Raw genomic sequence first — 25,596 nt, 5'->3', positions numbered from 1 at the left:
TCAATGCAGGGGCGTCGCCAAGAGGCCCAAGGCACCAGGTTTTGATCCTGGCATTCGTAGGTTCGAATCCTACCGCCCCTGCCAATAGCGGCTGTGTCCGCGCCTTCCAGCGCATCGCCCGCGCGGGACGTGGAAACAACCGCGGTGTTGTCAGCAGCAAGGGTCCATCGGGGTCCTTGCCGACTCCGGATCCCCGCCACTCGTCCCCGCCCGAGACAATCATGATGCAAGAGTCCCCGAACCTGCTGGTCTTTTCCGGCAACGCCAACAAACGTCTGGCGCAGAACATCTGCAAGGAACTGGGGGTCCGCCCGGGCAAGGCGTTGGTGTCGCACTTCTCCGATGGTGAAGTGCAGGTGGAAATCGAAGAGAACGTCCGCAAGCAGGACGTGTTCGTGATCCAGCCGACCTGCGCGCCGAGCGCAGAAAACCTGATGGAACTGCTGGTGCTGATCGACGCGCTCAAGCGCGCATCGGTGGCCAGCGTGACCGCCGTGGTGCCGTACTTCGGCTACTCGCGCCAGGACCGCCGCATGCGTTCCTCGCGCGTGCCGATCACCGCCAAGCTGGCGGCCAAGATGTTCAGCACCGCTGGCGCTGATCGCGTGCTGACCGTCGACCTGCACGCCGACCAGATCCAGGGCTTCTTCGATATTCCGGTGGACAACGTGTATGCGTCCCCGCTGCTGCTGGCCGACATCTGGCGCGCCTACGGCACCGAGAACCTGATTGTTGTCTCGCCGGACGTGGGCGGCGTGGTCCGCGCCCGTGCGGTGGCCAAGCGCCTGGATGACGCCGACCTGGCGATCATCGACAAGCGCCGCCCGCGCGCCAACGTCTCCACCGTGATGAACATCATCGGTGACGTCGAAGGCAAGACCTGCGTGATGGTCGATGACATCGTCGATACCGCCGGCACCCTGTGCGCCGCTGCCGCTGCCCTGAAGGCGCGCGGTGCGCTCAAGGTCGCCGCCTACTGCACCCACGCGGTGCTGTCGGGCCCGGCGGTGGACAACATCACCAATTCCCAGCTCGACGAGCTGGTGGTGACCGACACCATCCCGCTGAAGGACGCAGCGCGGGTGTGCAGCAAGATCCGCCAGCTGAGCGTGGCGGAAATGCTGGCCGAAACGATGCGCCGCATCGCCTTCGGCGAGTCGGTCAGCTCGCTGTACGTCGACTGAGTTTTCGTCCCTGCCGGCAACGGCGGGGACATACCCGGATGCTTCTGGTCGCGGAAGCATCTTCAACCGCCACGCCGCAGGGCGCGGCAACAACCTGAGTAGTCGAAAATGTCGAAGACCCATGAAATCAAGGTCACCAAGCGTGAACTGCAGCGTAAGGGTGCGAGCCGCCGCCTGCGTCACGCTGGTGTGATCCCGGCTATCGTGTACGGCGGCAACGCCGAGCCGGTCGCCATCAGCCTGGACCACAACGAAATCTGGCTGGCCCAGCAGAACGAGTGGTTCTATGCCTCGATCCTGGACCTGAACCTGGATGGCCAGGTGCAGAAGGTCCTGCTGCGTGACATGCAGCGCCACCCGTACAAGCAGCTGATCATGCACCTGGACTTCCAGCGCGTGAACGAGAACGAAGCCCTGACCGCTTCGGTCCCGCTGCACTTCGTCAACGAAGACACCTCGCCGGCCGGCAAGGCTGCCGACGTCGTGGTCACCCACGAACTGAAGGAAGTGACCATCACCTGCCTGCCGAAGGACCTGCCGGAGTCGATCGAAGTCGACCTGGGCGAGCTGAAGGCCGGTGACGTCGTGTACCTGTCCAACATCAAGCTGCCGAAGGGCGTGGAAATCCCGGCGCTGGCGCTGGGCAAGGACCACGACGACGCCATCGTCACCGCCAAGGCCGGCAAGGCCGACGAGGCTGACGAAGAAGCGGCTGCCGCCGAGTAATACCGTTACGGTGCCTGCCTCCGGGCAGGCACCGTACTGGAAGGAACCATGGCAGGACTGCGACTGATCGTCGGTCTGGGCAATCCCGGATCGGAGCACGCCCGGACCCGGCACAATGCCGGGTTTCATTTCGTTGAGGCCCTGGCGGAAAAAGCCGGTGCGCGATGGAATGTGGACAGCAAGCTGTTCGGCGAGACCGCCAAGGTCGAGATCGCCGGGCAGACGGTATGGCTGCTCAAGCCCGCCACCTTCATGAACCTCAGCGGCAAGTCGGTCACCGCCGCGCAGCGGTTCTGGAAGATCGAGCCGGAGGAAACCCTGCTGGCCCACGACGAGCTGGACCTTCCGCCCGGTGCGGCGCGACTGAAGTTCGACGGTGGCCACGGCGGCCAGAACGGCCTGCGCGATACCATCCGCCTGCTGGGTCATGGCAAATTCCACCGCCTGCGCGTGGGCATCGGCCATCCCGGCCACAAGGACCGCGTGGTGGGTTGGGTGCTGGGGCGCCCGTCCAAGGAGGATGACGTGCTGATCGCACGCGCCATCGACGATGCGATCGACGTGCTGCCGCTGGCGGTGCAGGGCGATTTCAACGAAGCGATGAAGCGGCTGCACACCCCGCGCTGACCATGACCGACCCGCGTACTCCCTGCACCGTGTGTGGCGCCATGATCCTGCTGGCGACGGCGGCCCGGAACGATGGGCTCTGCATGCCGTGCCGGAATGGCACGCGGCAAAGCATGGAAATGGCGAAGACGCGAGATCGGGAGGTTCGCGAGGAGCGCAAGCGCTTCGAGGAATCAGCAGAGGGGCGGCATTGGCATTGGTTGATCGAACAAGTCCACGGGAACGGTTGTGGATTTTCCGGATTGTCAGTGCAGGATCAGCGCTACTTTGCGATCAACGCGCTCATCAATGATGTCTATCGTGGAGGGCTTGATGCCTATTTCCAAAATTCTGCTGGCGGCTACATCGCGGAAGCGCTTGCAGGGCTTGGGGAGATGCAGCAGCTTGACGTGCGAGACATCGTGCTCGCGGCCCAGCAGCTACTGTTTGGCAATGAGGCCATGGAAGATCATCATGCGCAGAGACGCCTGCAGATCTATCGTGCCGACGGGTATCTCGACGATGAAGTCGAAACAGCACTTGATGCGCTGGATGGGCGATTCTATGCACTGGTCGACGACGGCCAGCTTGAAGAACTGCTGAAAGCGTACGCAGAACGTCACAGGTTGTACGCCGCGTTCTAGCGCGGGCTACTGGAAGGACGATTGGGGATTGAGGGCATGCCCGCAGGCGAGCCTTGAATCCCGAATCATCCACTTACACTCAAACCCGGATTCAACCCATGGGTATCAAATGCGGCATCGTCGGCCTGCCCAACGTCGGCAAGTCGACCCTGTTCAATGCGCTGACCAAGGCGGGCATCGCCGCGGCGAACTTCCCGTTCTGCACCATCGAACCGAACGTCGGCATCGTGCCGGTGCCGGATCCGCGCCTGAACGAGCTGGCGGGCATCATCAACCCGCAGAAGGTCATCCCGACCGCGGTCGAGTTCGTCGACATCGCCGGCCTGGTCGCCGGTGCCGCCAGCGGTGAGGGCCTGGGCAACAAGTTCCTGGCGCACATCCGCGAAGTCGATGCGATCACCCACGTGGTGCGCTGCTTCGAGCACGGTGACATCGTGCACGTGGCCGGCAAGGTCGACCCGATCTCGGACATCGAAACCATCGACACCGAACTGGCGCTGGCCGACCTGGACAGTGTCGAGAAGGCGCTGAACCGTGCCGAGCGTGCGGCCAAGGGTGGCGACAAGGATGCGGCGGCGCGCAAGCCGGTGCTGGCCAAGTTGCAGGCTGCACTGTCGGAGGGCAAGGCTGGGCGCTCGGCCGGGCTGGACGAGGAAGAGAAGGCGCTGGTGCGCGACCTGTTCCTGCTGACCCTGAAGCCGGTGATGTACATCGCCAACGTGCTGGAAGACGGTTTCGACAACAACCCGCACCTGGAAGCCGTGCGTGCGCATGCTGCCGCCGAAGGCGCGCAGGTGGTGCCGGTGTCGGCCGCGATCGAAGAAGAGCTGTCCCAGCTCGACGACGAAGACCGCGATACCTTCCTGGCGGACCTGGGCCTGAGCGAGCCGGGCCTGAACCGCGTGATCAACGCGGCCTACAGCCTGCTCGGCCTGCAGACCTACTTCACCGCCGGCGTGAAGGAAGTCCGTGCGTGGACCGTGCGCAAGGGCGCCACCGCCCCGCAGGCCGCGGCGGTCATCCACACCGACTTCGAGAAGGGCTTCATCCGCGCTGAAACCATCGCGTATGACGACTTCATCAAGTACAAGGGCGAAGCCGGCGCGAAGGAAGCCGGCCGCCTGCGCCTGGAAGGCAAGGAGTACCGCGTGCAGGAAGGCGACATCCTGCACTTCCGCTTCAACGTCTGATCCAGCGGCATTGGATCAACCCCGGACGCCCCGCCCTGTGCGGGGCGTTCGCGTTTCCGGTGATGGACAAAAAAACACCAGGCTGCGAAACGCTTGCGGTGTGACGTTCGCCGGTACTTGTCCACAGCAAACTCCCATCGCTTTCCACGCGTGGTGTGGAAAACCGACGAACCTGATGTAGAGCCGAGCCCATGCTCGGCTGATGCCAGCCGGAGCCGAGCGTGGGCTCGGCTCTACAAGGGGCTCGCCCGCGCGACCTGGACAAATTTTCACCGCGCTTCGAAACGCCTGCGCTGCAATGCTCGCACCCACTTGTCCACACCAAGTTCCCATTGCTCTCCACGTACCGTGTGGAAAACAATCGGGGCCGTGGACAAAGAATCACCACGTCCGGAAACGCCTGCACCGCAACGCTCGAACCCACTTGTCCACACCAAGTTCCCATTGCTTTCCACGTGCGGTGTGGAAAACCCCAGATGGCCCGCTCTGGCAGTCGCCCACCTTGGTGGGCGGGGCGAAACAGTGCCCACCAGGGTGGGCATCTACCAGAACCGCAAACAACAAGGCCCGCCAATGGCGGGCCTTGTCGTCCACGTTCTGCAATGCGGCGTGCCTTACAGCGCGCTGCCACCGAACTTGTGGGTGTACTGCAGGTTGATCGTGCGCCCCACGCTGTCGAACCAGGACACGTCGTAGTACGGGTATGCAGTGTAGGTACGGTCCGTCGGCGGCATCTTGTTGAACACATTGACCACCGACAGCGACAGGCGCGAGTGGTCGTCGAAGCGGTACTGCAGCGAGGCGTTGTAGCGATAGGTCGCCTTCACGTACGGGCTGTCGCCGCTGTCCCAGTCGAACACCTGGTCGTAGCTGTCCGAGGTCGGCAGCTTGCCCAGGCGCGAACCGTACACCGTTGCCGACCACGCATCCTTTTCCCAGGTCACGCTCAGGCTGGTCTTGGTGCGTGGGATGTCGAAGCCGCTGTTCACTGCGAACTGGTCTTCGGTACGGTCGCCCGGGTAGCGCTGGAAGTCATGCTTCTTCACCCAGGTGTGGGTGCCGTTGAAGATGAAGTCGCCGATGCCCGTCTGCAGGCGGTAGCGCAGGCCGACGTCGATGCCGGAGGTGGATTCGCGGGCGACGTTGATCGGCGCCACGCGCACGCCATACAGGCGCCCGTCGTTGCTGCGGGTGATGCGGGCGAGTGCATCCACGCAGGTCGGCGAGGTGATGTCGGCGCTGCCCAGGCGGCAGTTCGCTTCGTTGGCCAGGATCGTGCGCACGTCCATGTCCTGCACCTGGTCGCGCATGTCGATGTCGAACCAGTCCACCGACAGGTCCAGGCCGACGGCCGGCGACCAGACGAAGCCGGCACTCCACGAGGTGCTGGTTTCCGGGTCGAGCTGGCGGTTGCCGGTGCGGCTGCGGATCAGGTTGCGCTCGTAGTCGGCGCAGTCGGTGGCGCCGTCGGCGCGGCAGCTGTACAGGTCTTCGGCGGTGGTCTCATCGTTGCCCGGGCCGGCGAATACATAGTGCAGGTCCGGCGCACGGAACGCGGTGCCATACGAACCGCGCACCAGCAGCGTGTCGATCGGGCGCCATTCCAGGCCACCGCTCCAGGTCGCCTTGCCGATGGTGTGGCCGGAATAGCGGTACTGGTCGTAGCGGCCGGCCACGCTCAGGTTGACCGTTTCGTGCAGCGGCATGCGCAGCTCGGCCGCCGTAGCCCAGCGGTTGCGCGAACCTTGGCCGTCCGAATCCTTCCAGCTGTAATAGTAGTACTGGGTCGCCAGCGGATCAGGATTGAGCGAGTACGCCTGCTGGCCCACTTCCACGGTCGCGGCGAAACCGGCGTCACCGCCGGGCAGGCCGAACAGCGCGGAATTGGTCAGAGTGAATGCCGCCGTCTCCGTGCGCGACTTCGGCGTGTAGGTGGTACGCGCGGCGATCGAATCGTACTCGGCGCGGGTCAGCGGCCGGTACAGGCGTGACGGGTCGGCGTTGTAGATCGGGAAACCGTCGTCATCCACGCCCAGCTGCGGGCCGAGGAACAGGTCATTGGCCTTGGCGGCGATGATCTGCGCCCAGCTGATCCGCGACTGGTACTGCGAATGGCTCAATGCCGCTTCGTAGTCCCAGTTGCCGGCCAGGTTGCCCTTGAAGCCGGTGGTCACGCTGAAGGTCTTCTGCGTGCTGCGCACCATGGCATTGCGCAGGCCACCCATTTCCTCGGGCGAGAACTGGCGCTGCCAGAACTCGATCTCGCCGGTGGCTTCGTTGTTGAAGTAGCCCGACTCATCGCCGTTGGCGTCCATGCGGCCCCACTTGGTGACGTCGCGCATCAGCGACATCGTGTGATAGCCCAGCTGCACATCGGCGAACCACTGCTGGCCATTGTCGAAGTCGTAGCTCAGCGAGGCGTAGCCATTGGCACCACGGCGCTTGCTGAGGATGGTGCCGTAGCCGATCGAGCTGTCGCTTCCGCAGTAATAGCCATAGCGCGGGCGGTAGGCGCGGTAGGTGCTGCCCTGGTTCTGGCCGGACAGCGCTTCGCAGGTGGCCGCGCCCGGGTCCAGGTAGTCATCGTTGTAGTCGGTGCGCAGGTAGGCGCGGCGGGCGATGCGCGAACCCTCGGTGGGGCCGTCCTGGGTCGAGTCCTGGATGTCGCGCTCATAGGCCCACAGCGGCGTCTGCGACTGCAGTTCCACGCTGTACACCGCGTTGAAGTTGCCACGGCTGAAACCGCTGGCGATGCTCATGTCGAACGACTCGCCACCGCCTTCAGTGGTGGTGCCCATGCGCATGTCGATCGTGGTGCCGTCGGCCTTCTTCTTCAGGATGAAGTTGACCACGCCGGCGATCGCGTCCGATCCATAGATGGCCGAGGCGCTGCCGGTCAGTACTTCAATGCGCTCGATCATCCCCAGCGGAATGTTGGAGACATCGGTGAAGTTGCTGCGGCCCTTGAACGGCATCGGGAAGTCGGCGATACGGCGGCCATTGACCAGCACCAGCGTGTGGTTCGGGCCCAGGCCGCGCAGGTCCACCTGCTGGGCACCCGGCGAGAAGTCTGCGCCGCTGGAAGACTGCTGGCTCTGCGTCTCACCGCCGTTCTGGGTCATCGCACGCAGCACGTCCGGCACGCTGGTGAAGCCACTGGAGCGGATCTGTTCGGCGTTGATCACCGTGATCGGGGCGGGGCCTTCCACCTGGGCGCGCGGAATGCGCGAACCGGTGACCTGCACCGCGTCCAGTTGTTGTACCGGAGAGGACGCCGGAGCCTGGGCGGCCGCGGAAGCAGCCACACCCATCAACGCTAGCTGGATCGACCACGCCATCGCCTTTCTACGCATGAGGAATTCTCGGAAATGAAGCCGGCCCGCAGAGGAGGGGCCTGTCCCCCATTCAGATTTCCGGAATGGGCGCGCGCATTTAACGCTTTTTTTATGTCCTTGACTACTGGGTCCCTATCTGGCAAAGAGTGAAAACGCTTGCAAGTCGATTTTGTTCAGGGAGATCAAGATGCGACGCGTTCACCGGACCCTGCGTACCCCTGTTGCCTGGCTGGCGCTGCTCATGCTGGCCTGGCCGTCGGCCGCGCCCGCGCAGGATCTGCAGGGCCCGGGCTTTTCCTATTACGAGGTCGGCGACCTTGAGGCCCCACGTCCCGGGCCGCGTGCATCCGCGATGATGCTGATGGGCGGTGGCGAGTGGGTGCCGGATGCCTTCCAGTGGTGGTTGAAGCAGGCCGGCAATGGCCGTGTACTGATCCTGCGTGCCTCCGGTGGCGATGAACTGCAGGACCGCCTGTACCGCGAGATCGGCGGCACCACCGCGGTACAGACGCTGGTCTTCGACAGCCGCCGCGGTGCCGATGATCCAGCCGTGCTGCGCGTGGTCGCTGCGGCCGATGCCATCTTCATTGCCGGCGGCGACCAGTCGCGCTACATCCGCTTCTGGAAGGGCACCGCACTCAACCGCGCGCTCAACGCCCATGTACGCGCCGGCAAGCCGATTGCCGGTACCAGCGCTGGCCTGGCCATCCTCGGCGGCTATGCCTATGGCGCCATGGATGGCGGCAGCATCAGCTCGGCCGGTGCGCTGGCCGATCCGATGGGCAGCGCAGTCACCATGGACAGTGGCTTCCTGCAGATGCCCTACCTGCAGCGCGTGGTCACCGACACCCATTTCGACAAGCGTGACCGCCTTGGCCGCCTCATCGTGTTCGTGGCACGCGCCGCGCAGGACAGCGGCGACCCTGACATCGTCGGCATCGGCGTTGATGAGGACACCGCCCTGTGCGTGGAGCCCGATGGCCAGGCCCAGGTCTACAGCGCTGATGGCGAGGGCAAGGTCTGGGTGGTCAGCCCCGGTCGTGATGCCGATCGCCTGGTCGAGGGCGAACCATTGCGCTTCCATGCCGTTCCGGTGACCGTGGTCGCCAGTGGCAGCCGCATGCGCCTGGACGATTTCCAGGCCGAGGCCGACTACCAGGCCGTGGCCGACATCAGCGACGGCCAGATCGAGTTCACGCTTCGGTAGCGCCGGCCGCTGGCCGGCAACTCACTTTCCCTGAGCTGATGCGCCCCTTGCGGCCAGCGGCCGGCGCTACCCTGCAATCCATTCCCTTGTCCTGCTGGAGACGTACCTGATGAAACTGCGCCTGGCGCTGTCCGCGCTGCTGTCCTTGCCATTGATCGCCCAGGCCGCCCCGGCTGCGTCGCCATTGCTGGTCATCCATGGCGGCGCCGGCGTCGAACGCAAGGACCTGTCGCCGGCCGAAGAGAAGGCTGCGCGCGATGCGTTGCGCGCCGCACTGCTGAAAGGCCATGCCGAACTGGCGGCCGGTCGTCCGGCGCTTGCAGCGGTCACTGCGGCAATCACCGTGCTGGAGGACGATCCGACCTTCAACGCTGGCAAGGGCGCAGTGTTCACCCATGACGGCCACAACGAGCTGGATGCGGCGGTGATGGACGGTGCCACCCAGGCAGCAGGTGCGGTGGCCGGCGTGCAGCGGGTGCGTAACCCGATCCTGCTGGCGCAGACCGTGATGCAGAAGTCCAGGCACGTGATGATGGTAGGGCAGGGTGCCGAAGCCTTCGCGGTGGAGCAGGGCGTTGCTCTGGTTGATCCCTCCTACTTCCGCACGGAGAAGCGTTGGCAGCAGCTGCAGCGCGCGCTTAAGGAAGAGGTCAATGGCCAGGCCCATGCCGACCTGGAGACCGCAAAGCACTTCGGTACCGTCGGTGCGGTCGCGCTGGATGCGCAGGGGCAGCTGGCCGCGGGCACCTCCACGGGCGGCATGACCAACAAGCGCTATGGCCGGGTGGGGGACTCGCCGATCATCGGCGCCGGCACCTGGGCCGATGCGCGCTGTGCGGTGTCGGGCACCGGCTGGGGCGAGTACTACATCCGCACCGCGGCCGCGCACGAGATCTGTGCGCGCATGCGCTACCAGGGGCAGAGCCCGGAGCAGGCCGGCAAGGGCGTGATCAACGAGACGATTCCGCAGATGGGCGGCGACGGTGGTGCGATCGTGCTTGCCGCGGACGGCAGAATGGCCACGCCGTTCAACACCCAGGGCATGTATCGGGGCTGGATCGGCGCCGACGGAGTCCCCCATGTCGCAATTTTCGCCAGCGAGACCCTGCCGGTCCCCGGTCAATAACCTTGCGTATCAATGGGTTTGCGACAACGTGTGAAAAAGATGGAAAAAAGCGTTGACAGCCCCCCGTCCCATCAGCAGAATAAGCGGCTCACCACCACACACCGCAACGCTTCGGCGGCAACGGAATGGGGTGGTAAGGAGGGATACCCAAGCGGCCAACGGGGGCAGACTGTAAATCTGCTGGCTTACGCCTTCGGTGGTTCGAATCCACCTCCCTCCACCAGTTTCACGTTGTGACATTCCCGGCGCGGGAGTAGTTCAATGGTAGAACCTCAGTCTTCCAAGCTGATGGTGCGGGTTCGATTCCCGTCTCCCGCTCCATTGAATGAACTTTGAATCTTATCGAGTTCATGTCATAATGCAAAACTCGGCTCACGTAGCTCAGTCGGTAGAGCACTTCCTTGGTAAGGAAGAGGTCGAAGGTTCGATTCCTTTCGTGAGCACCATCTTAAGCATCACCTCTCAGACGAATTCGAGATAAGCAGCCATGGCCAAGGGTAAGTTCGAGCGCACCAAGCCGCACGTCAATGTCGGCACCATCGGTCACGTCGACCACGGCAAGACCACGCTGACCGCCGCACTGACCAAGATCGGTGCCGAGCGCTTCGGTGGCGAGTTCAAGGACTACTCCTCGATCGACGCCGCGCCGGAAGAAAAGGCTCGTGGTATCACGATCTCGACCGCGCACGTCGAATACGAATCCCCGATCCGTCACTACGCCCACGTTGACTGCCCGGGCCACGCTGACTACGTCAAGAACATGATCACCGGTGCCGCCCAGATGGACGGCGCGATCCTGGTGTGCTCGGCCGCTGACGGCCCGATGCCGCAGACCCGTGAGCACATCCTGCTGTCGCGCCAGGTCGGCGTGCCGTACATCGTCGTGTTCCTGAACAAGGCCGACATGGTCGACGACGCCGAGCTGCTCGAGCTGGTCGAGATGGAAGTGCGCGAACTGCTGAGCAAGTACGAGTTCCCGGGCGACGACACTCCGATCATCGCCGGTTCGGCCCGCCTGGCGCTGGAAGGCGACCAGAGCGATATCGGCGTGCCGGCCATCCTGAAGCTGGTCGATGCGCTGGACAGCTGGATTCCGGAGCCGGAGCGTGCGATCGACAAGCCGTTCCTGATGCCGGTGGAAGACGTGTTCTCGATCTCGGGCCGCGGCACCGTGGTGACCGGTCGTATCGAGCGCGGCGTGATCAAGGTTGGCGACGAAATCGAAATCGTCGGCATCCGTCCGGTGCAGAAGACCACCGTAACCGGCGTTGAAATGTTCCGCAAGCTGCTGGACCAGGGTCAGGCAGGCGACAACGCTGGCCTGCTGCTGCGCGGCACCAAGCGTGACGACGTCGAGCGTGGCCAGGTGCTGGCCAAGCCGGGCACGATCAAGCCGCACACTAAGTTCGAAGGCGAAGTGTACGTCCTGTCGAAGGACGAGGGCGGCCGCCACACCCCGTTCTTCAACGGCTACCGTCCGCAGTTCTACTTCCGCACCACCGACATCACCGGCGCAGCTGCTCTGCCGGAAGGCGTCGAAATGGTGATGCCGGGTGACAACGTCAAGATGGTCGTCACCCTGATCAACCCGGTGGCAATGGACGAAGGCCTGCGCTTCGCCATCCGCGAAGGCGGCCGTACCGTCGGCGCCGGCGTGGTCTCGAAGATCATCGAGTAAGCCTGCAGTACCGGTGGTTGCATAGCGCCGCCGGTTACGCGAATGGCGGGCCGGGAACCTCGGTCCGCCTTCGCCGTCTAAGGGAAGGCAAGTTTTCAACGTACGCCAGTAGCTCAATTGGCAGAGCAGCGGTCTCCAAAACCGCAGGTTGGGGGTTCGAGTCCCTCCTGGCGTGCCATCTGCCCACCTTACCCAGCGGCCTGCGCCGCTAAAGCAGACACAGCCGGATGAATAGCAAGATCGAACACTCCAAGGACAACTCCGCCAATGGTGGAGATATCGTCAAGTATGTCGCCGCATCGTTGCTGGTGCTGGCCGGTCTGTTCGTCTGGTTCTGGTTCTCCGCCGACTCCGGTCGCGCCGCCCAGCTGGGTGCGTGGGCGGGTCAGGTGCGTGCGTTGGCGGTCGTGGTCGGTCTGGTTGGCGGTATCGGCGTGTTCATGCTGACCGGCAAGGGGCGCGACACCCGCGAATTCCTCTCCGAGTCGCGCTTCGAACTGCGCAAGGTGGTCTGGCCGACGCGCCAGGAAGCCATCCGCATGACCTGGGTCGTGATCGTCGTGGTGCTCATCCTCAGCCTGCTGCTGGGTGGCTTCGACTTCCTGATCCAGAAACTGACTCAGTGGTTCCTGAGCCGCTAAGGAGAATTGCATGAAGCGTTGGTACGTCGTTCACGCCTATTCGGGCTTCGAGAAGTCGGTGGCGCAGGCCCTGCGCGATCGCATCGTCCGTGATGGCATGGAAGAGCGCTTCGGCGACGTCCTGGTTCCAACCGAAGAAGTGGTCGAGATGCGCGCTGGCCAGAAGCGCCGCTCCGAGCGCAAGTTCTTCCCGGGCTATGTGCTGGTCCAGATCGAGACCCACGAAGAAGCCGGCATTCCGCGCATCGACAACGAAAGCTGGCATCTGGTCAAGGAAACCCCGCGCGTGATGGGCTTCATCGGCGGTACCGCTGATCGCCCGCTGCCGATCGCCGATTCCGAGGCCGAGGCCATCCTGAACCGCGTTCAGGAAGGTGTCGAGAAGCCGCGTCCCAAGGTGCTGTTCGAGCCGGGCCAGATGGTCCGTGTCACCGATGGCCCGTTCAACGATTTCAATGGCGTCGTCGAAGAGGTCAACTACGAGAAGAGCCGTCTGCGCGTCTCGGTGCTGATCTTCGGTCGTGCGACCCCGGTCGAGCTCGAGTTCGGCCAGGTCGAAAAGGCCGTCTGACCTGCCTGTAGCGTCGAGCCATGCTCGGCGTCGGACCAGAAACCGGGCCTGGCCCGGTTTCGTTCGTTTACCTGCTGCTTCAGGCATGTGAAGAAAAAACCTGTTATAGTGCGCGGCTCCCTGCTGGGAAAGCCAGCAGGACGAGGCCGCCGCAAGGTGGCCTTCAGCATGATTTCAAAACGCGATGCCGGGACGCGTGATTCCCGGTCCGATGGGGAGCCTGTTGTCGAAAGGCGCTAGCACCCGGAGAGCACTCACATGGCAAAGAAAGTTGTCGGTTACATCAAGCTGCAGGTGAAGGCCGGTCAGGCCAACCCCTCGCCGCCGGTCGGTCCTGCGCTGGGTCAGCGTGGTCTGAACATCATGGAATTCTGCAAGGCGTTCAACGCTGCCACGCAGAAGCTCGAGCCGGGTCTGCCGGTTCCGGTGATCATTACGGCCTACTCGGACCGTACGTTCACCTTCATCACCAAGAGCACCCCGGCTACCACCCTGCTGAAGAAGGCCGCTGGCATCTCGTCGGGCTCCAAGCGCCCGAACACCGAGAAGGTCGGCAAGGTCACCCGTAAGCAGCTGGAAGAGATCGCCAAGGCGAAGGAACCGGATCTGACTGCCGCCGACCTGGACGCCGCCGTGCGTACCATCGCTGGCTCTGCCCGTTCCATGGGCCTCGTGGTGGAGGGTTAATAAGATGGCACAGACCAAGCGTGAGAAGGCCATCAAGGCCGCCGTCGTTCCGGGCAAGGCGTACGCCTTCGAGGACGCGATCAACATCCTGAAGACCGCCACCAAGGCCAAGTTCGTCGAGTCGATCGACGTTGCCGTGCGCCTGGGCGTCGATGCGAAGAAGTCCGACCAGCAGGTCCGTGGCTCCACCGTGCTGCCGGCCGGTACCGGCAAGTCGGTCCGCGTCGCCGTGTTCGCTCCGGCCGGTGCCAAGGCTGATGAAGCCCTGGCCGCTGGCGCCGAAGCCGTCGGTATGGACGATCTGGCCGAGAAGATGCAGGCCGGTGATCTGAACTATGACGTCGTCATCGCGACCCCGGACGCCATGCGTGTCGTCGGTAAGCTGGGCACCGTGCTGGGCCCGCGCGGCCTGATGCCGAACCCGAAGGTCGGCACCGTTTCCCCGAACCCGGGTGAAGCCGTGAAGAACGCCAAGTCGGGTCAGGTCCGTTACCGCACCGACAAGGCCGGCATCATCCACTGCACCATCGGCAAGGCCGACTTCGCCGAAGATGCGCTGAAGTCGAACCTGACCGCGCTGCTGCTGGACCTGATCAAGGCCAAGCCGGCCACCTCGAAGGGCACCTACCTGCAGAAGGTTTCGGTCAGCTCGACGATGGGCCCGGGCGTCACCGTCGACCAGTCGTCGCTGACCCTGAAGTAATTGTTTCAAGCGGTCACGGTACCTTCGGTGCCGTGACCGTGACATTTGAAGGCATCGCTGGCAGTGCATCGCCTGCGGTAGCCGTCAAAGACCGCAGGCGCGGTCGTGGCAATACCGGCGACGGGCACGGAAGCTCGATCTGGCAAGGAGTCGCCGCCGGAGCAGTCATGAGCGCTTAATCGATTCCCCGGAATCACCCTGCGTAGATGGTGCCCTTCTGGAGTTTTTCTGGTTCACGCACGTCTGGGTTTCCCAGGTTGGCCCACTCCAGGTCTAGAACGGCCCACCCCCGGAACATCATCCCGATGTTCCCGGCGTCCAGGACGGATGCCGCACAGGACCGCACACGGCAGGAGCCGTAAGCGGAGTTCAATAGGAGGAGTGCAATGGCTCTCAATCTGTCCCAGAAGCAAGAAGTAGTCGCCGAGCTGGCAGACGTCGCCGCCAAGGCCCACTCCTTGATCGCAGCCGAATACGCTGGCACCACGGTCGCCCAGATGACCGCGATGCGCAAGCAGGCTCGTGAAACCGGTGTTTTCTTGAAGGTTGTCAAGAACACCCTGGCTTCGCGCGCCGTTGAAGGCACCGAGTTCGCAGTCGCACAGGACCAGATGGTTGGTCCGCTGCTGTACGCGTTCTCGCTCGAGGAGCCCGGCGCTGCCGGTCGCCTGATCAAGGAAGCCGCCAAGGGCAACGACAAGCTGAAGGCTAAGGTCGTCGCCATCGGTGGCGAAGTGTTCCCGGCAAGCCACGTCGAAGTGCTGGCCTCGCTGCCGACCCGCGACCAGGCCCTGGCCATGCTGGCCCGCGTCCTGACCGAGCCGGTCACGATGTTTGCCCGCGCCATCAAGGCCGTTGGCGAGAAGCAGGGGGGGGGCGATGTCGCCGCCGACGCTGCCGAGCCGGCCGCCGAGACCGCCTGAGTTTCGACTTACCGTGGTTCCTGACGGAACCTCAACCCAGAAAATCATCCAAAGGTATTAATCATGTCCCTTACCAACGAACAGATCGTCGACGCCATCGCCGAGAAGTCCCTGATGGAAGTGATGGAGCTGGTCAAGGCCATCGAAGAGAAGTTCGGCGTCTCCGCCGCTGCTCCGGTTGCCGTGGCTGCTGCCGCTGGCCCGGCCGCTGCTGTTGAAGAGCAGACCGAGTTCACCGTCACCCTGAAGACCGCCGGCGAGAAGAAGGTCGAGGTCATCAAGGCCGTCCGCGCCATCACCGGCCTGGGCCTGAAGGAAGCGAAGGACCTGGCCGAAGCCGGTGGCGTCCTGAAGGAAGGCGCTTCGAAGGAAGACGCCGAGAAGATGAAGAAGGACCTGGAAGCTGCTGGCGCGACTGTCGAAGTCAAGTAAGCAGTTACCTTGCATCGTCACCGATTCACGGCGATGCAGCCAAGGCTGGGGGCGTAAGCCCCCGGCCTTTGGTCGTTGTTGCGGTACCGGTAGGGTCGACTGTTAGTCGACTGTTTCAAAAGCAGGAAAAAGCCCAACACGGGCTGCAGTCAAACCCCGGCAGGCCAGCGCACGGCGCGGCAGCGGGGGAGTGGTAGCAGACGAGTTGGCAGTTGGAAGTAGCGGGAGAAGGCGTGCTGGTGCCGGCAATACCAGCGACTTCCAACTGACAATTTCAAGTTCCCTTCGGATCGTGGGCGCACGATCCGCACAACAAGGTGGAAGACCTCATGACGTCCTATTCGTTCACCGAAAAAAAGCGTATCCGCAAGGATTTCGGCAAGCAGCGCTCGATTCTCGAAGTGCCGTTCCTGCTCGCCATCCAGGTGGATTCCTATCGTGAATTCCTGCAGGAAAACGTCGATCCGGCCAAGCGCACGGACCACGGCCTGCACGCTGCGCTGAAGTCGGTCTTCCCGATCGCCAGCTACAGCGGCAATGCTGCCCTGGAATACGTCGGCTACAAGCTGGGCGAACCGGTCTTCGACGAGCGTGAGTGCCGCCAGCGCGGCATGAGCTACGGCGCCCCGCTGCGCGTGACCGTGCGCCTGGTGATCTACGACCGTGAGTCGTCGACCAAGGCCATCAAGTACGTGAAGGAGCAGGAGGTCTATCTGGGCGAAATCCCGCTGATGACCGAGAACGGCACCTTCATCGTCAACGGCACCGAGCGCGTCATCGTCTCGCAGCTGCACCGCTCGCCGGGCGTGTTCTTCGACCACGACCGTGGCAAGACCCACAGCTCGGGCAAGCTGCTGTACAGCGCCCGCATCATTCCTTACCGCGGCTCCTGGCTGGACTTCGAGTTCGACCCGAAGGACGCGCTGTTCACCCGTATCGACCGCCGCCGCAAGCTGCCGGTGTCGATCCTGCTGCGCGCGCTTGGTTACAGCAACGAGGAGATGCTGGCCGAGTTCTTCGAGATCAACACCTTCCACATCAACCCGGATGAAGGCGTCCAGCTGGAGCTGGTGCCGGAGCGCCTGCGTGGCGAAACCCTGGGCTTCGACCTCGCCGACGGCGACAAGGTCATCGTGGAAGCCGGCAAGCGCATCACCGCGCGCCACATCAAGCAGCTGGAAGCCTCGGGCATCGCCGCCCTGGCCGTGCCGGACGACTACATCGTCGGCCGGATCCTGTCGCACGACGTGGTCGATGCCTCCACCGGCGAGCTGCTGGCCCAGGCCAACGACGAGATCACCGACGAGCAGCTGCAGGCCTTCCGCAAGGCCGGCGTTGACGCGGTCGGCACCCTGTGGGTGAACGACCTGGATCGTGGTCCGTACCTGTCCAACACCCTGCGCATCGACCCGACCAAGACCCAGCTGGAAGCCCTGGTCGAGATCTACCGCATGATGCGTCCGGGCGAGCCGCCGACCAAGGATGCCGCGCAGAACCTGTTCCACAACCTGTTCTTCACCTTCGAGCGCTACGACCTGTCCGCGGTCGGCCGCATGAAGTTCAACCGTCGCGTGGGCCGCAAGGAAACCACCGGCGAAGCCGTGCTGTACGACAGCAAGTACTTCGGTGAGCGCAACGACGAAGAGTCCAAGCGCCTGGTCGCTGCCCACGGCGACAGCTCCGACATCCTGGACGTGATCAAGGTCCTGACCGAGATCCGCAACGGTCGCGGCGTGGTCGATGACATCGATCACCTGGGCAACCGTCGCGTGCGTTCGGTCGGTGAAATGGCCGAGAACGTGTTCCGCGTCGGCCTGGTCCGCGTCGAGCGCGCGGTCAAGGAGCGCCTGTCGATGGCCGAGTCGGAAGGCCTGACCCCGCAGGAACTGATCAACGCCAAGCCGGTCGCCGCTGCCATCAAGGAGTTCTTCGGCTCCTCGCAGCTGTCGCAGTTCATGGACCAGAACAACCCGCTGTCGGAAGTGACTCACAAGCGTCGCGTCTCGGCCCTGGGTCCGGGCGGTCTGACCCGCGAGCGCGCCGGCTTCGAAGTGCGCGACGTGCACCCGACCCATTACGGCCGCGTCTGCACCATCGAAACCCCGGAAGGCCCGAACATCGGCCTGATCAACTCGCTGGCCGTGTACGCCCGCACCAACCAGTACGGTTTCCTCGAGACCCCGTACCGCAAGGTCGTGGACGGCAAGGTCTATGACGAAGTCGAGTTCCTGTCGGCGATCGAAGAAAACGAGTACGTCATTGCGCAGGCCAACGCGCTGACCGACGCCAAGGGCACCCTGACCGAGCAGTTCGTCCCGTGCCGCTTCCAGGGCGAATCGCTGCTGAAGCCGCCGGCGGAAGTCCACTTCATGGACGTCTCGCCGATGCAGACCGTGTCGATCGCGGCCGCGCTGGTTCCGTTCCTGGAGCACGATGACGCCAACCGCGCACTGATGGGCGCCAACATGCAGCGTCAGGCCGTGCCGACCCTGCGTGCGCAGAAGCCGCTGGTGGGTACCGGCATCGAGCGCGCCGTGGCGCGCGACTCGGGCGTGACCGTGAACGCCCGCCGTGGCGGCGAGATCGTGCAGATCGACGCGGCCCGCATCGTGGTCAAGGTCAACGAGGAAGAGATCGTTGGCGCCACCGACGCAGGCGTGGACATCTACAACCTGGTCAAGTACACCCGTTCGAACCAGAACACCTGCATCAACCAGCGTCCGCTGGTCCAGGTCGGTGACGTCATCGCCCGCGGCGACGTGCTGGCCGACGGTCCGTCCACCGACATCGGCGAACTGGCCCTCGGCCAGAACATGCTGATCGCGTTCATGCCGTGGAACGGCTACAACTTCGAAGACTCCATCCTGCTCTCCGAGCGCGTGGTGGAAGAGGATCGTTACACCACGATCCACATCGAAGAGCTGACCTGCGTCGCGCGTGACACCAAGCTGGGGCCGGAGGAAATCTCCGCCGACATCCCGAACGTCTCCGAGCAGGCGCTGAACCGCCTGGACGAGAGCGGCGTGGTGTACATCGGCGCGGAAGTCCGTGCCGGCGACATCCTGGTCGGCAAGGTCACCCCGAAGGGCGAAAGCCAGCTGACCCCGGAAGAGAAGCTGCTGCGCGCGATCTTCGGCGAGAAGGCTTCGGACGTGAAGGACAGCTCGCTGCGCGTTCCGCCGGGCATGGACGGCACCGTCATCGACGTGCAGGTCTTCACCCGCGACGGCATCGAGAAGGACAAGCGCGCCCGCCAGATCGAAGAGTCTGAAATCAAGCGCGTCAAGAAGGACTTCGACGACCAGTTCCGCATCCTGGAAGCCGCCATCTACATGCGTCTGCGTTCGCAGATCGTGGGCAAGGTGGTCAACGGTGGCGCTGGCCTGAAGAAGGGTGACGTGATCACCGACGCCTTCCTGGACGGCCTGAAGAAGGCTGACTGGTTCGCCCTGCGCATGAAGGACGAGGACGCTTCGGAAGCCATCGAGCGCGCGCAGAAGCAGATCCAGGCGCACGAGAAGGAGTTCGAGCGTCGCTTCGCCGACAAGCGCGGCAAGATCACCGCCGGTGACGACCTCGCTCCGGGCGTTCTGAAGATGGTCAAGGTGTTCCTGGCCGTGAAGCGCCGCATCCAGCCGGGCGACAAGATGGCTGGCCGCCACGGCAACAAGGGTGTGGTCTCCAACGTGGTGCCGGTCGAGGACATGCCATACATGGCCTCGGGCGAAACCGTGGACATCGTGCTGAACCCGCTGGGCGTGCCGTCGCGCATGAACATCGGCCAGATCCTGGAAGTGCACCTGGGCTGGGCCGCCAAGGGTCTGGGTCGCAAGATCCAGGCGATGATGGAAGCCCAGGCGGCGGTCGCCGACCTGCGCAAGTTCCTGGACGACATCTACAACCACGACGACACCAACGTGGCCAACCGTGTCGACCTGTCGCAGTTCAGCGACGAGGAACTGCTGCGCCTGGCCCGCAACCTGACCGACGGCGTGCCGATGGCTACCCCGGTGTTCGACGGCGCCACCGAAGCGGAAATCAAGCGCATGCTGGAACTGGCCGACCTGCCGAGCAGCGGCCAGACCCAGCTGTACGACGGCCGCACCGGTGAAGCCTTCGATCGCCACACCACCGTTGGCTACATGCACTACCTGAAGCTGAACCACCTGGTCGACGACAAGATGCACGCCCGTTCGACCGGTCCGTACTCGCTCGTCACCCAGCAGCCGCTGGGCGGCAAGGCGCAGTTCGGCGGCCAGCGCTTCGGTGAAATGGAAGTCTGGGCGCTGGAAGCCTACGGCGCGGCCTACACCCTGCAGGAAATGCTGACGGTGAAGTCCGATGACGTGCAGGGCCGCAACCAGATGTACAAGAACATTGTCGACGGTGAGCACGAGATGGTCGCGGGCATGCCGGAATCCTTCAACGTGCTCGTGAAGGAAATCCGCTCGCTGGCCATCAACATGGAACTGGAAGACAACTGATCCATGCCGGCGCGGCGGCCTCCGCCGCCGCGCCGCTGGCAGTCAACTGAAAGCCCATCGACACAGCATTCCTCCTTCTGGAGAACACCATGAAAGACCTGCTCAACCTCTTCAACCAGCAGCGCCAGACGCTGGACTTCGACGCGATCAAGATCGCGCTGGCCTCGCCGGACCTGATCCGTTCGTGGTCCTTCGGCGAAGTGAAGAAGCCGGAAACCATCAACTACCGTACCTTCAAGCCGGAACGCGACGGCCTGTTCTGCGCCGCCATCTTCGGCCCGGTGAAGGACTACGAGTGCCTGTGCGGCAAGTACAAGCGCATGAAGCACCGCGGCGTGGTCTGCGAAAAGTGCGGCACCGAAGTGACCCTGGCCAAGGTGCGCCGTGAGCGCATGGGCCACATCGACCTGGCGTCGCCGGTCGCGCACATCTGGTTCCTGAAGTCGCTGCCGTCGCGCATCGGCCTGATGCTGGACATGACCCTGCGCGATATCGAGCGCGTGCTGTACTTCGAAGCGTACGTGGTGACCGAGCCGGGCCTGACCGCCCTGGAGCGCCGCCAGCTGCTGACCGAAGAACAGTACCTGCAGGCCCGCCAGGAGCACGGTGACGACTTCGACGCCGCCATGGGCGCCGAGGCCGTGTACGAACTGCTGCGCACGATCGACCTGCAGTCGGAAATGACCCGCCTGCGCGAGGAAATCGCCGCTACCGGTTCGGAAACCAAGCTCAAGCGCCTCACCAAGCGCATCAAGCTGATCGAGGCCTTCCTGGAATCGGGCAACCGTCCGGAATGGATGGTCATGACCGTGCTGCCGGTGCTGCCGCCGGACCTGCGCCCGCTGGTCCCGCTGGATGGCGGCCGCTTCGCGACCTCCGACCTGAACGACCTGTACCGCCGCGTCATCAACCGCAACAACCGCCTGCGCCGCCTGCTCGAACTGAGCGCGCCGGACATCATCGTGCGCAATGAAAAGCGCATGCTGCAGGAATCGGTCGATGCGCTGCTGGACAACGGCCGTCGCGGTCGTGCCATCACCGGCACCAACAAGCGCCCGCTGAAGTCGCTGGCCGACATGATCAAGGGCAAGCAGGGTCGCTTCCGCCAGAACCTGCTCGGCAAGCGCGTCGACTACTCGGGCCGTTCGGTCATCGTGGTCGGTCCGTACCTGCGCCTGCACCAGTGCGGCCTGCCGAAGAAGATGGCGCTGGAGCTGTTCAAGCCGTTCGTCTTCGCCAAGCTGCAGCGTCGTGGCCTGGCCACCACCATCAAGGCCGCCAAGAAGCTGGTCGAGCGCGAAGAAGCCGAAGTCTGGGACATCCTGGAAGAGGTCATCCGCGAGCATCCGGTGATGCTGAACCGTGCGCCGACCCTGCACCGGCTGGGCATCCAGGCGTTCGAGCCGGTGCTGATCGAAGGCAAGGCCATCCAGCTGCACCCGCTGGTCTGCACCGCGTTCAACGCCGACTTCGACGGTGACCAGATGGCCGTCCACGTGCCGCTCTCGCTGGAAGCCCAGCTGGAAGCGCGTGCGCTGATGATGTCGACCAACAACATCCTGTCGCCGGCCAACGGCGAGCCGATCATCGTGCCGTCGCAGGACGTCGTGCTGGGTCTGTACTACATGACCCGCTCGCTGGAAAACAAGAAGGGCGAGGGCATGGCCTTCGCCAACATCGCCGAAGTGAAGCGTGCCTACGACAACCGCGTGGTGGAACTGCACGCCAAGGTCAAGGTCCGCATCACCGAGGTGGTGACCGACGAAGACGGCAACAAGCAGAACAAGACCTCGATCGTGGACACCACGATCGGTCGCGCCCTGCTGGCTGAAATCCTGCCGGAAGGCCTGCCGTTCGCGCTGGCCAACACCGAGCTGACCAAGAAGAACATCAGCCGCCTGATCAACTCCAGCTACCGCCAGCTGGGCCTGAAGGACACGGTCGTGTTCGCCGACAAGCTGATGTACACCGGCTTCGCCTACGCGACCCGCGCCGGCGTCTCGATCGGCATCGACGACATGCTGATCCCGGACGAGAAGAAGGGCATCCTCACCGAGGCCGAAGCCGAAGTGCTGGAAATCCAGGAGCAGTACCAGTCGGGCCTGGTCACCGCCGGCGAGCGCTACAACAAGGTGGTCGACATCTGGTCGCGCACCAACGAGCGCATCGCCAAGGCGATGATGGACACCATCGGTACCGAGAAGGTGGTCAATGCCAAGGGCGAGACCATCGACCAGAAGTCGATGAACTCGCTGTACATCATGGCCGACTCCGGTGCGCGTGGTTCGCAGGCGCAGATCCGTCAGCTGGCCGGCATGCGCGGCCTGATGGCCCGCCCGGACGGCTCGATCATCGAGACGCCCATCAAGGCGAACTTCCGCGAAGGCCTGAACGTGCAGGAGTACTTCAACTCCACCCACGGTGCCCGTAAGGGTCTGGCCGATACCGCACTGAAGACCGCGAACTCGGGTTACCTGACCCGTCGTCTGGTCGACGTCGCGCAGGACGTGGTGATCACCGAGGTGGATTGCGGTACCACCGAAGGCCTGATCATGACCCCGATCGTGGAAGGCGGCGACGTGGTCGAGCCGCTGAAGGACCGCGTGCTGGGCCGCGTGGTCGCCGAGGACGTGTTCCTGCCGGGCAACGACGAGGATCCGATCGTCACCCGCAACACCCTGCTCGACGAAGCCTGGGTCGCCAAGCTGGAAGATGCCGGCGTGCAGACCATCAAGGTCCGCTCGACCATCTCCTGCGAATCGGCGTTCGGTGTCTGCTCGCGCTGCTACGGCCGCGACCTGGCCCGTGGCCACCTGGTCAACATCGGTGAAGCAGTCGGCGTCATCGCCGCGCAGTCCATCGGTGAGCCGGGTACCCAGCTGACCATGCGTACGTTCCACATCGGTGGTGCGGCGTCGCGAGCTGCAGCGGTCGACAACATCACCGTCAAGACCACCGGCTCGGTCAAGTTCAGCAACCTCAAGTCGGTCGAGCATGCCAACGGCTCGCTGGTCGCAGTGTCGCGCTCGGGCGAAATCTCGGTGCTCGATGCCCACGGCCGTGAGCGTGAGCGTTACAAGCTGCCGTACGGTGCGACCATCACGTCCAAGGACGGTGATGCGATCAAGGCTGGCCAGACCGTGGCCAACTGGGATCCGCATAACCACCCGATCGTGTCGGAAGTGGCCGGCTTCATCCGCTTCATCGACTTCGTTGATGGCATCACCGTCATCGAGAAGACCGACGAGCTGACCGGCCTGGCTTCGCGCGAAATCACCGATCCGAAGCGTCGTGGTACCCAGGCCAAGGACCTGCGCCCGATCGTGCGCATCGTCGACGCCAAGGGCAACGACCTGTCGATTCCGGGCACCGACCTGCCGGCGCAGTACCTGCTGCCGCCGCGTTCGATCGTCAACCTGCAGGACGGCGCCCCGGTGGGCGTGGGCGACGTCGTCGCCAAGATCCCGCAGGAAGCGTCGAAGACCCGCGACATCACCGGTGGTCTGCCGCGCGTGGCCGACCTGTTCGAAGCGCGCAAGCCGAAGGATCCGGCGGTGCTGGCCGAGCGTTCGGGCATCATCAGCTTCGGCAAGGACACCAAGGGCAAGCAGCGCCTGATCATCAAGGACACCGATGGTTCGGAGCACGAAGAGCTGATCCCGAAGTACCGCCAGGTCATCGTGTTCGAAGGCGAGCATGTCACCAAGGGTGAAACCATCGTGGACGGCGAGCCGAGCCCGCAGGACATCCTGCGCCTGCTGGGCGTCGAGCCGCTGGCGGCCTACCTGGTGAAGGAAATCCAGGACGTGTACCGCCTGCAGGGCGTGAAGATCAACGACAAGCACATCGAGGTGATCACCCGCCAGATGCTGCGCAAGGTCGAGATCACCGATCAGGGCAGCAGCAAGTTCCTGAACGGCGAACAGGTGGAGCGTCAGCGCGTTATCGAGGAAAATGCGCGCCTGTCGGCCCGCAACGAGCTGCCGGCGCACTTCGATCCGGTCCTGCTGGGTATCACCAAGGCGTCGCTGGCGACCGAATCGTTCATCTCGGCCGCTTCGTTCCAGGAAACCACCCGCGTGCTGACCGAAGCGGCCGTCCGCGGCACCTCGGACAACCTGCGTGGCCTGAAGGAAAACGTCATCGTGGGTCGCCTGATTCCGGCCGGTACCGGCCTGGCGTACCACAGCAACCGCCGTCGCGGCGCTTCCGGTCTCACCGAGTCGGAAATGCAGACCCTGGCCGGTACCCCGGTCGCGGTCGAGGCGCCGGTGGTTGAAGCCGAAGCTGAACAGGCGTCGGGCGAAGAATGAGGTAGCCGGTCCGGCCGCAAGGCCGGACCACCCCATCGGTCCATCGATGGGATTGGGAAAGGGCAGGGGAGATCGTCCGCGATCGACCCTGTCAACCTGAACGGGGTACATGGAGGCCCCCCAGTAACGTCCCGGGATCAGGGACGGGCTTGACAGGAGGCGTTTGACTGCTTTCCTGGCAGGTTGCTACAATCGTCTGTCTCAGCAGGCCAGAATTTCGGCCTGCTTTAACATTTCCGCATCTCTGGTCGGATTTTCCGGCCACCAATCAGAAGAACCTACTGATGGCGACGATCAACCAGCTGGTCCGCAAGCCGCGGCAAGCGACCACCTACAAGAGTGCCTCGCCGGCGCTCGACAAGTGCCCGCAGCGCCGTGGCGTCTGCACCCGTGTCTACACCACCACTCCGAAGAAGCCGAACTCGGCTCTGCGCAAGGTTGCCAAGGTCCGCCTGACCAACCAGGAAGAAGTGATTTCCTACATCGGTGGTGAAGGCCACAACCTGCAGGAGCACTCCGTGGTCCTGATCCGCGGCGGTCGCGTCAAGGACCTGCCGGGTGTGCGTTACCACACCGTTCGTGGCTCGCTCGACGCCGCCGGCGTTGCCAAGCGTCGCCAGGCCCGTTCCAAGTACGGCGCCAAGCGTCCGAAGGCATAAGGAGAGAGCACTATGTCGCGTAAGGGTAATACTCCGCAGCGTTCCGTCCTGCCCGATCCGAAGCACGGAAGCGAAACCATCGCCCGCTTCATCAACATGGTCATGCAGAGCGGCAAGAAGTCCGTCGCCGAAAAGATCGTGTACGGCGCCATGGACGTGATCACCGAGAAGAACAGCAGCGCCAACGCCATTGAACTGGTGCAGAAGGCTCTGGACAACGTCGCTCCGGCGGTCGAAGTCAAGTCGCGTCGCGTCGGTGGTGCCACCTACCAGGTGCCGGTCGAAGTGCGTTCGTCGCGCAAGATGGCCCTGGCCATGCGCTGGCTGATCGACTCCGCGCGCAAGCGTGGTGAGAACACCATGCCGAAGAAGCTGGCTGCTGAACTGATCGACGCCTCGGAAAACCGTGGCGGCGCCATCAAGAAGCGCGAAGAAACCCACCGCATGGCCGAAGCCAACAAGGCATTCGCCCACTACCGCTGGTGAG

Annotated in this window: 19 protein-coding genes and 5 tRNA genes; 23 read left to right on the top strand and 1 reads right to left on the bottom strand. The window is 63.9% G+C overall.

The features are described from left to right. Positions 1-7: 7 nt before the first annotated feature. From E5790_RS05865 to ychF, 6 genes are all read left to right on the top strand, one after another. A tRNA-Gln gene (locus E5790_RS05865) sits at positions 8-84 on the top strand. Positions 85-224: 140 nt separating this feature from the next. Next, the gene (locus E5790_RS05860; RefSeq protein ID WP_005415400.1) at positions 225-1,184 is read left to right on the top strand and encodes a ribose-phosphate diphosphokinase; all 960 of its coding nucleotides are present in this window, start codon (positions 225-227) and stop codon (positions 1,182-1,184) included. Between the two features lie 108 nt (positions 1,185-1,292). Further along, positions 1,293-1,910 (top strand): 50S ribosomal protein L25/general stress protein Ctc, encoded by a 618-nt coding sequence (locus tag E5790_RS05855; RefSeq protein ID WP_010481743.1) that lies wholly within the window; start codon positions 1,293-1,295, stop codon positions 1,908-1,910. 48 nt (positions 1,911-1,958) lie between these two features. Then, positions 1,959-2,537 carry an aminoacyl-tRNA hydrolase gene (pth, locus tag E5790_RS05850; protein WP_032956928.1) on the top strand — a complete coding sequence of 193 codons (579 nt, stop codon included), beginning with the start codon at positions 1,959-1,961 and terminating at the stop codon, positions 2,535-2,537. A 2-nt stretch (positions 2,538-2,539) separates the two neighbouring features. After that, positions 2,540-3,160, top strand: a complete 621-nt coding sequence (locus tag E5790_RS22055; RefSeq protein ID WP_032956927.1) for a DUF4375 domain-containing protein — start codon at positions 2,540-2,542, stop codon at positions 3,158-3,160. A gap of 98 nt (positions 3,161-3,258) precedes the next feature. Next, positions 3,259-4,350: a redox-regulated ATPase YchF gene (ychF, locus tag E5790_RS05840; RefSeq protein WP_014646036.1), complete on the top strand. Its 1,092-nt coding sequence runs from the start codon at positions 3,259-3,261 to the stop codon at positions 4,348-4,350. Between the two features lie 614 nt (positions 4,351-4,964). Here ychF and E5790_RS05835 read toward each other — a convergent pair. Further along, complete coding sequence (locus tag E5790_RS05835; RefSeq protein WP_046429053.1) at positions 4,965-7,703, bottom strand: TonB-dependent receptor; 2,739 nt, start codon at positions 7,701-7,703, stop codon at positions 4,965-4,967. Positions 7,704-7,872: 169 nt separating this feature from the next. Between E5790_RS05835 and E5790_RS05830 the strand changes: the two genes are divergently transcribed. The 17 genes from E5790_RS05830 to rpsG all read left to right on the top strand — a co-directional run bounded on the left by E5790_RS05830 (position 7,873) and on the right by rpsG (position 25,595). Then, positions 7,873-8,892, top strand: a complete 1,020-nt coding sequence (locus tag E5790_RS05830) for a cyanophycinase (RefSeq protein ID WP_111206825.1) — start codon at positions 7,873-7,875, stop codon at positions 8,890-8,892. A 109-nt stretch (positions 8,893-9,001) separates the two neighbouring features. Beyond that, positions 9,002-10,018, top strand: coding sequence for an isoaspartyl peptidase/L-asparaginase (locus E5790_RS05825; RefSeq protein WP_111206820.1), 1,017 nt, complete (start codon positions 9,002-9,004; stop codon positions 10,016-10,018). A gap of 137 nt (positions 10,019-10,155) precedes the next feature. Beyond that, a tRNA-Tyr gene (locus E5790_RS05820) sits at positions 10,156-10,241 on the top strand. A 24-nt stretch (positions 10,242-10,265) separates the two neighbouring features. Beyond that, a tRNA-Gly gene (locus tag E5790_RS05815) sits at positions 10,266-10,339 on the top strand. Positions 10,340-10,388: 49 nt separating this feature from the next. Beyond that, positions 10,389-10,464: transfer RNA gene (locus E5790_RS05810), tRNA-Thr, on the top strand. A 41-nt stretch (positions 10,465-10,505) separates the two neighbouring features. Next, the gene (tuf, locus tag E5790_RS05805; RefSeq protein WP_014036096.1) at positions 10,506-11,696 is read left to right on the top strand and encodes an elongation factor Tu; all 1,191 of its coding nucleotides are present in this window, start codon (positions 10,506-10,508) and stop codon (positions 11,694-11,696) included. 102 nt (positions 11,697-11,798) lie between these two features. After that, positions 11,799-11,874 (top strand) — tRNA-Trp (locus E5790_RS05800). 49 nt (positions 11,875-11,923) lie between these two features. Beyond that, positions 11,924-12,337 carry a preprotein translocase subunit SecE gene (secE, locus tag E5790_RS05795; RefSeq protein ID WP_014646044.1) on the top strand — a complete coding sequence of 138 codons (414 nt, stop codon included), beginning with the start codon at positions 11,924-11,926 and terminating at the stop codon, positions 12,335-12,337. Positions 12,338-12,347: 10 nt separating this feature from the next. Further along, positions 12,348-12,908, top strand: a complete 561-nt coding sequence (nusG, locus tag E5790_RS05790) for a transcription termination/antitermination protein NusG (RefSeq protein ID WP_004154362.1) — start codon at positions 12,348-12,350, stop codon at positions 12,906-12,908. Between the two features lie 258 nt (positions 12,909-13,166). Beyond that, positions 13,167-13,595, top strand: a complete 429-nt coding sequence (gene rplK, locus E5790_RS05785; RefSeq protein WP_004145248.1) for a 50S ribosomal protein L11 — start codon at positions 13,167-13,169, stop codon at positions 13,593-13,595. A gap of 4 nt (positions 13,596-13,599) precedes the next feature. Continuing rightward, positions 13,600-14,298 carry a 50S ribosomal protein L1 gene (gene rplA / locus E5790_RS05780; RefSeq protein WP_014646045.1) on the top strand — a complete coding sequence of 233 codons (699 nt, stop codon included), beginning with the start codon at positions 13,600-13,602 and terminating at the stop codon, positions 14,296-14,298. A gap of 386 nt (positions 14,299-14,684) precedes the next feature. Then, a complete protein-coding gene (gene rplJ / locus E5790_RS05770) occupies positions 14,685-15,221 on the top strand; it encodes a 50S ribosomal protein L10 (protein ID WP_010480377.1) in 537 nt (178 codons plus the stop codon). Between the two features lie 63 nt (positions 15,222-15,284). Beyond that, complete coding sequence (gene rplL, locus E5790_RS05765) at positions 15,285-15,653, top strand: 50S ribosomal protein L7/L12 (protein ID WP_014646047.1); 369 nt, start codon at positions 15,285-15,287, stop codon at positions 15,651-15,653. 329 nt (positions 15,654-15,982) lie between these two features. Further along, the gene (rpoB, locus tag E5790_RS05760) at positions 15,983-20,137 is read left to right on the top strand and encodes a DNA-directed RNA polymerase subunit beta (RefSeq protein ID WP_014646048.1); all 4,155 of its coding nucleotides are present in this window, start codon (positions 15,983-15,985) and stop codon (positions 20,135-20,137) included. 89 nt (positions 20,138-20,226) lie between these two features. Continuing rightward, positions 20,227-24,450, top strand: a complete 4,224-nt coding sequence (rpoC, locus tag E5790_RS05755; protein ID WP_053495944.1) for a DNA-directed RNA polymerase subunit beta' — start codon at positions 20,227-20,229, stop codon at positions 24,448-24,450. 284 nt (positions 24,451-24,734) lie between these two features. Further along, positions 24,735-25,109 carry a 30S ribosomal protein S12 gene (rpsL, locus tag E5790_RS05750; protein ID WP_004145320.1) on the top strand — a complete coding sequence of 125 codons (375 nt, stop codon included), beginning with the start codon at positions 24,735-24,737 and terminating at the stop codon, positions 25,107-25,109. Between the two features lie 12 nt (positions 25,110-25,121). After that, positions 25,122-25,595 carry a 30S ribosomal protein S7 gene (gene rpsG, locus E5790_RS05745; protein WP_004145321.1) on the top strand — a complete coding sequence of 158 codons (474 nt, stop codon included), beginning with the start codon at positions 25,122-25,124 and terminating at the stop codon, positions 25,593-25,595. Position 25,596: the final 1 nt, after the last annotated feature.

Source organism: Stenotrophomonas sp. PAMC25021, from assembly GCF_004795795.1.
In the GTDB taxonomy this organism is placed as follows: Bacteria; Pseudomonadota; Gammaproteobacteria; order Xanthomonadales; family Xanthomonadaceae; genus Stenotrophomonas; species Stenotrophomonas muris.
The sequence above is the reverse complement of the archived record's forward strand: the minus strand, read 5'-3'. Positions and strand labels throughout refer to the sequence as shown.

Coding starts and splice junctions, on each gene's coding strand:
- E5790_RS05860 (WP_005415400.1), top strand. CDS start 225: ATGCAAGAGTCCCCGAACCTGCTGGTCTTTTCCGGCAACGCCAACAAA.
- E5790_RS05855 (WP_010481743.1), top strand. CDS start 1,293: ATGTCGAAGACCCATGAAATCAAGGTCACCAAGCGTGAACTGCAGCGT.
- pth (WP_032956928.1), top strand. CDS start 1,959: ATGGCAGGACTGCGACTGATCGTCGGTCTGGGCAATCCCGGATCGGAG.
- E5790_RS22055 (WP_032956927.1), top strand. CDS start 2,540: ATGACCGACCCGCGTACTCCCTGCACCGTGTGTGGCGCCATGATCCTG.
- ychF (WP_014646036.1), top strand. CDS start 3,259: ATGGGTATCAAATGCGGCATCGTCGGCCTGCCCAACGTCGGCAAGTCG.
- E5790_RS05835 (WP_046429053.1), bottom strand. CDS start 7,703: ATGCGTAGAAAGGCGATGGCGTGGTCGATCCAGCTAGCGTTGATGGGT.
- E5790_RS05830 (WP_111206825.1), top strand. CDS start 7,873: ATGCGACGCGTTCACCGGACCCTGCGTACCCCTGTTGCCTGGCTGGCG.
- E5790_RS05825 (WP_111206820.1), top strand. CDS start 9,002: ATGAAACTGCGCCTGGCGCTGTCCGCGCTGCTGTCCTTGCCATTGATC.
- tuf (WP_014036096.1), top strand. CDS start 10,506: ATGGCCAAGGGTAAGTTCGAGCGCACCAAGCCGCACGTCAATGTCGGC.
- secE (WP_014646044.1), top strand. CDS start 11,924: ATGAATAGCAAGATCGAACACTCCAAGGACAACTCCGCCAATGGTGGA.
- nusG (WP_004154362.1), top strand. CDS start 12,348: ATGAAGCGTTGGTACGTCGTTCACGCCTATTCGGGCTTCGAGAAGTCG.
- rplK (WP_004145248.1), top strand. CDS start 13,167: ATGGCAAAGAAAGTTGTCGGTTACATCAAGCTGCAGGTGAAGGCCGGT.
- rplA (WP_014646045.1), top strand. CDS start 13,600: ATGGCACAGACCAAGCGTGAGAAGGCCATCAAGGCCGCCGTCGTTCCG.
- rplJ (WP_010480377.1), top strand. CDS start 14,685: ATGGCTCTCAATCTGTCCCAGAAGCAAGAAGTAGTCGCCGAGCTGGCA.
- rplL (WP_014646047.1), top strand. CDS start 15,285: ATGTCCCTTACCAACGAACAGATCGTCGACGCCATCGCCGAGAAGTCC.
- rpoB (WP_014646048.1), top strand. CDS start 15,983: ATGACGTCCTATTCGTTCACCGAAAAAAAGCGTATCCGCAAGGATTTC.
- rpoC (WP_053495944.1), top strand. CDS start 20,227: ATGAAAGACCTGCTCAACCTCTTCAACCAGCAGCGCCAGACGCTGGAC.
- rpsL (WP_004145320.1), top strand. CDS start 24,735: ATGGCGACGATCAACCAGCTGGTCCGCAAGCCGCGGCAAGCGACCACC.
- rpsG (WP_004145321.1), top strand. CDS start 25,122: ATGTCGCGTAAGGGTAATACTCCGCAGCGTTCCGTCCTGCCCGATCCG.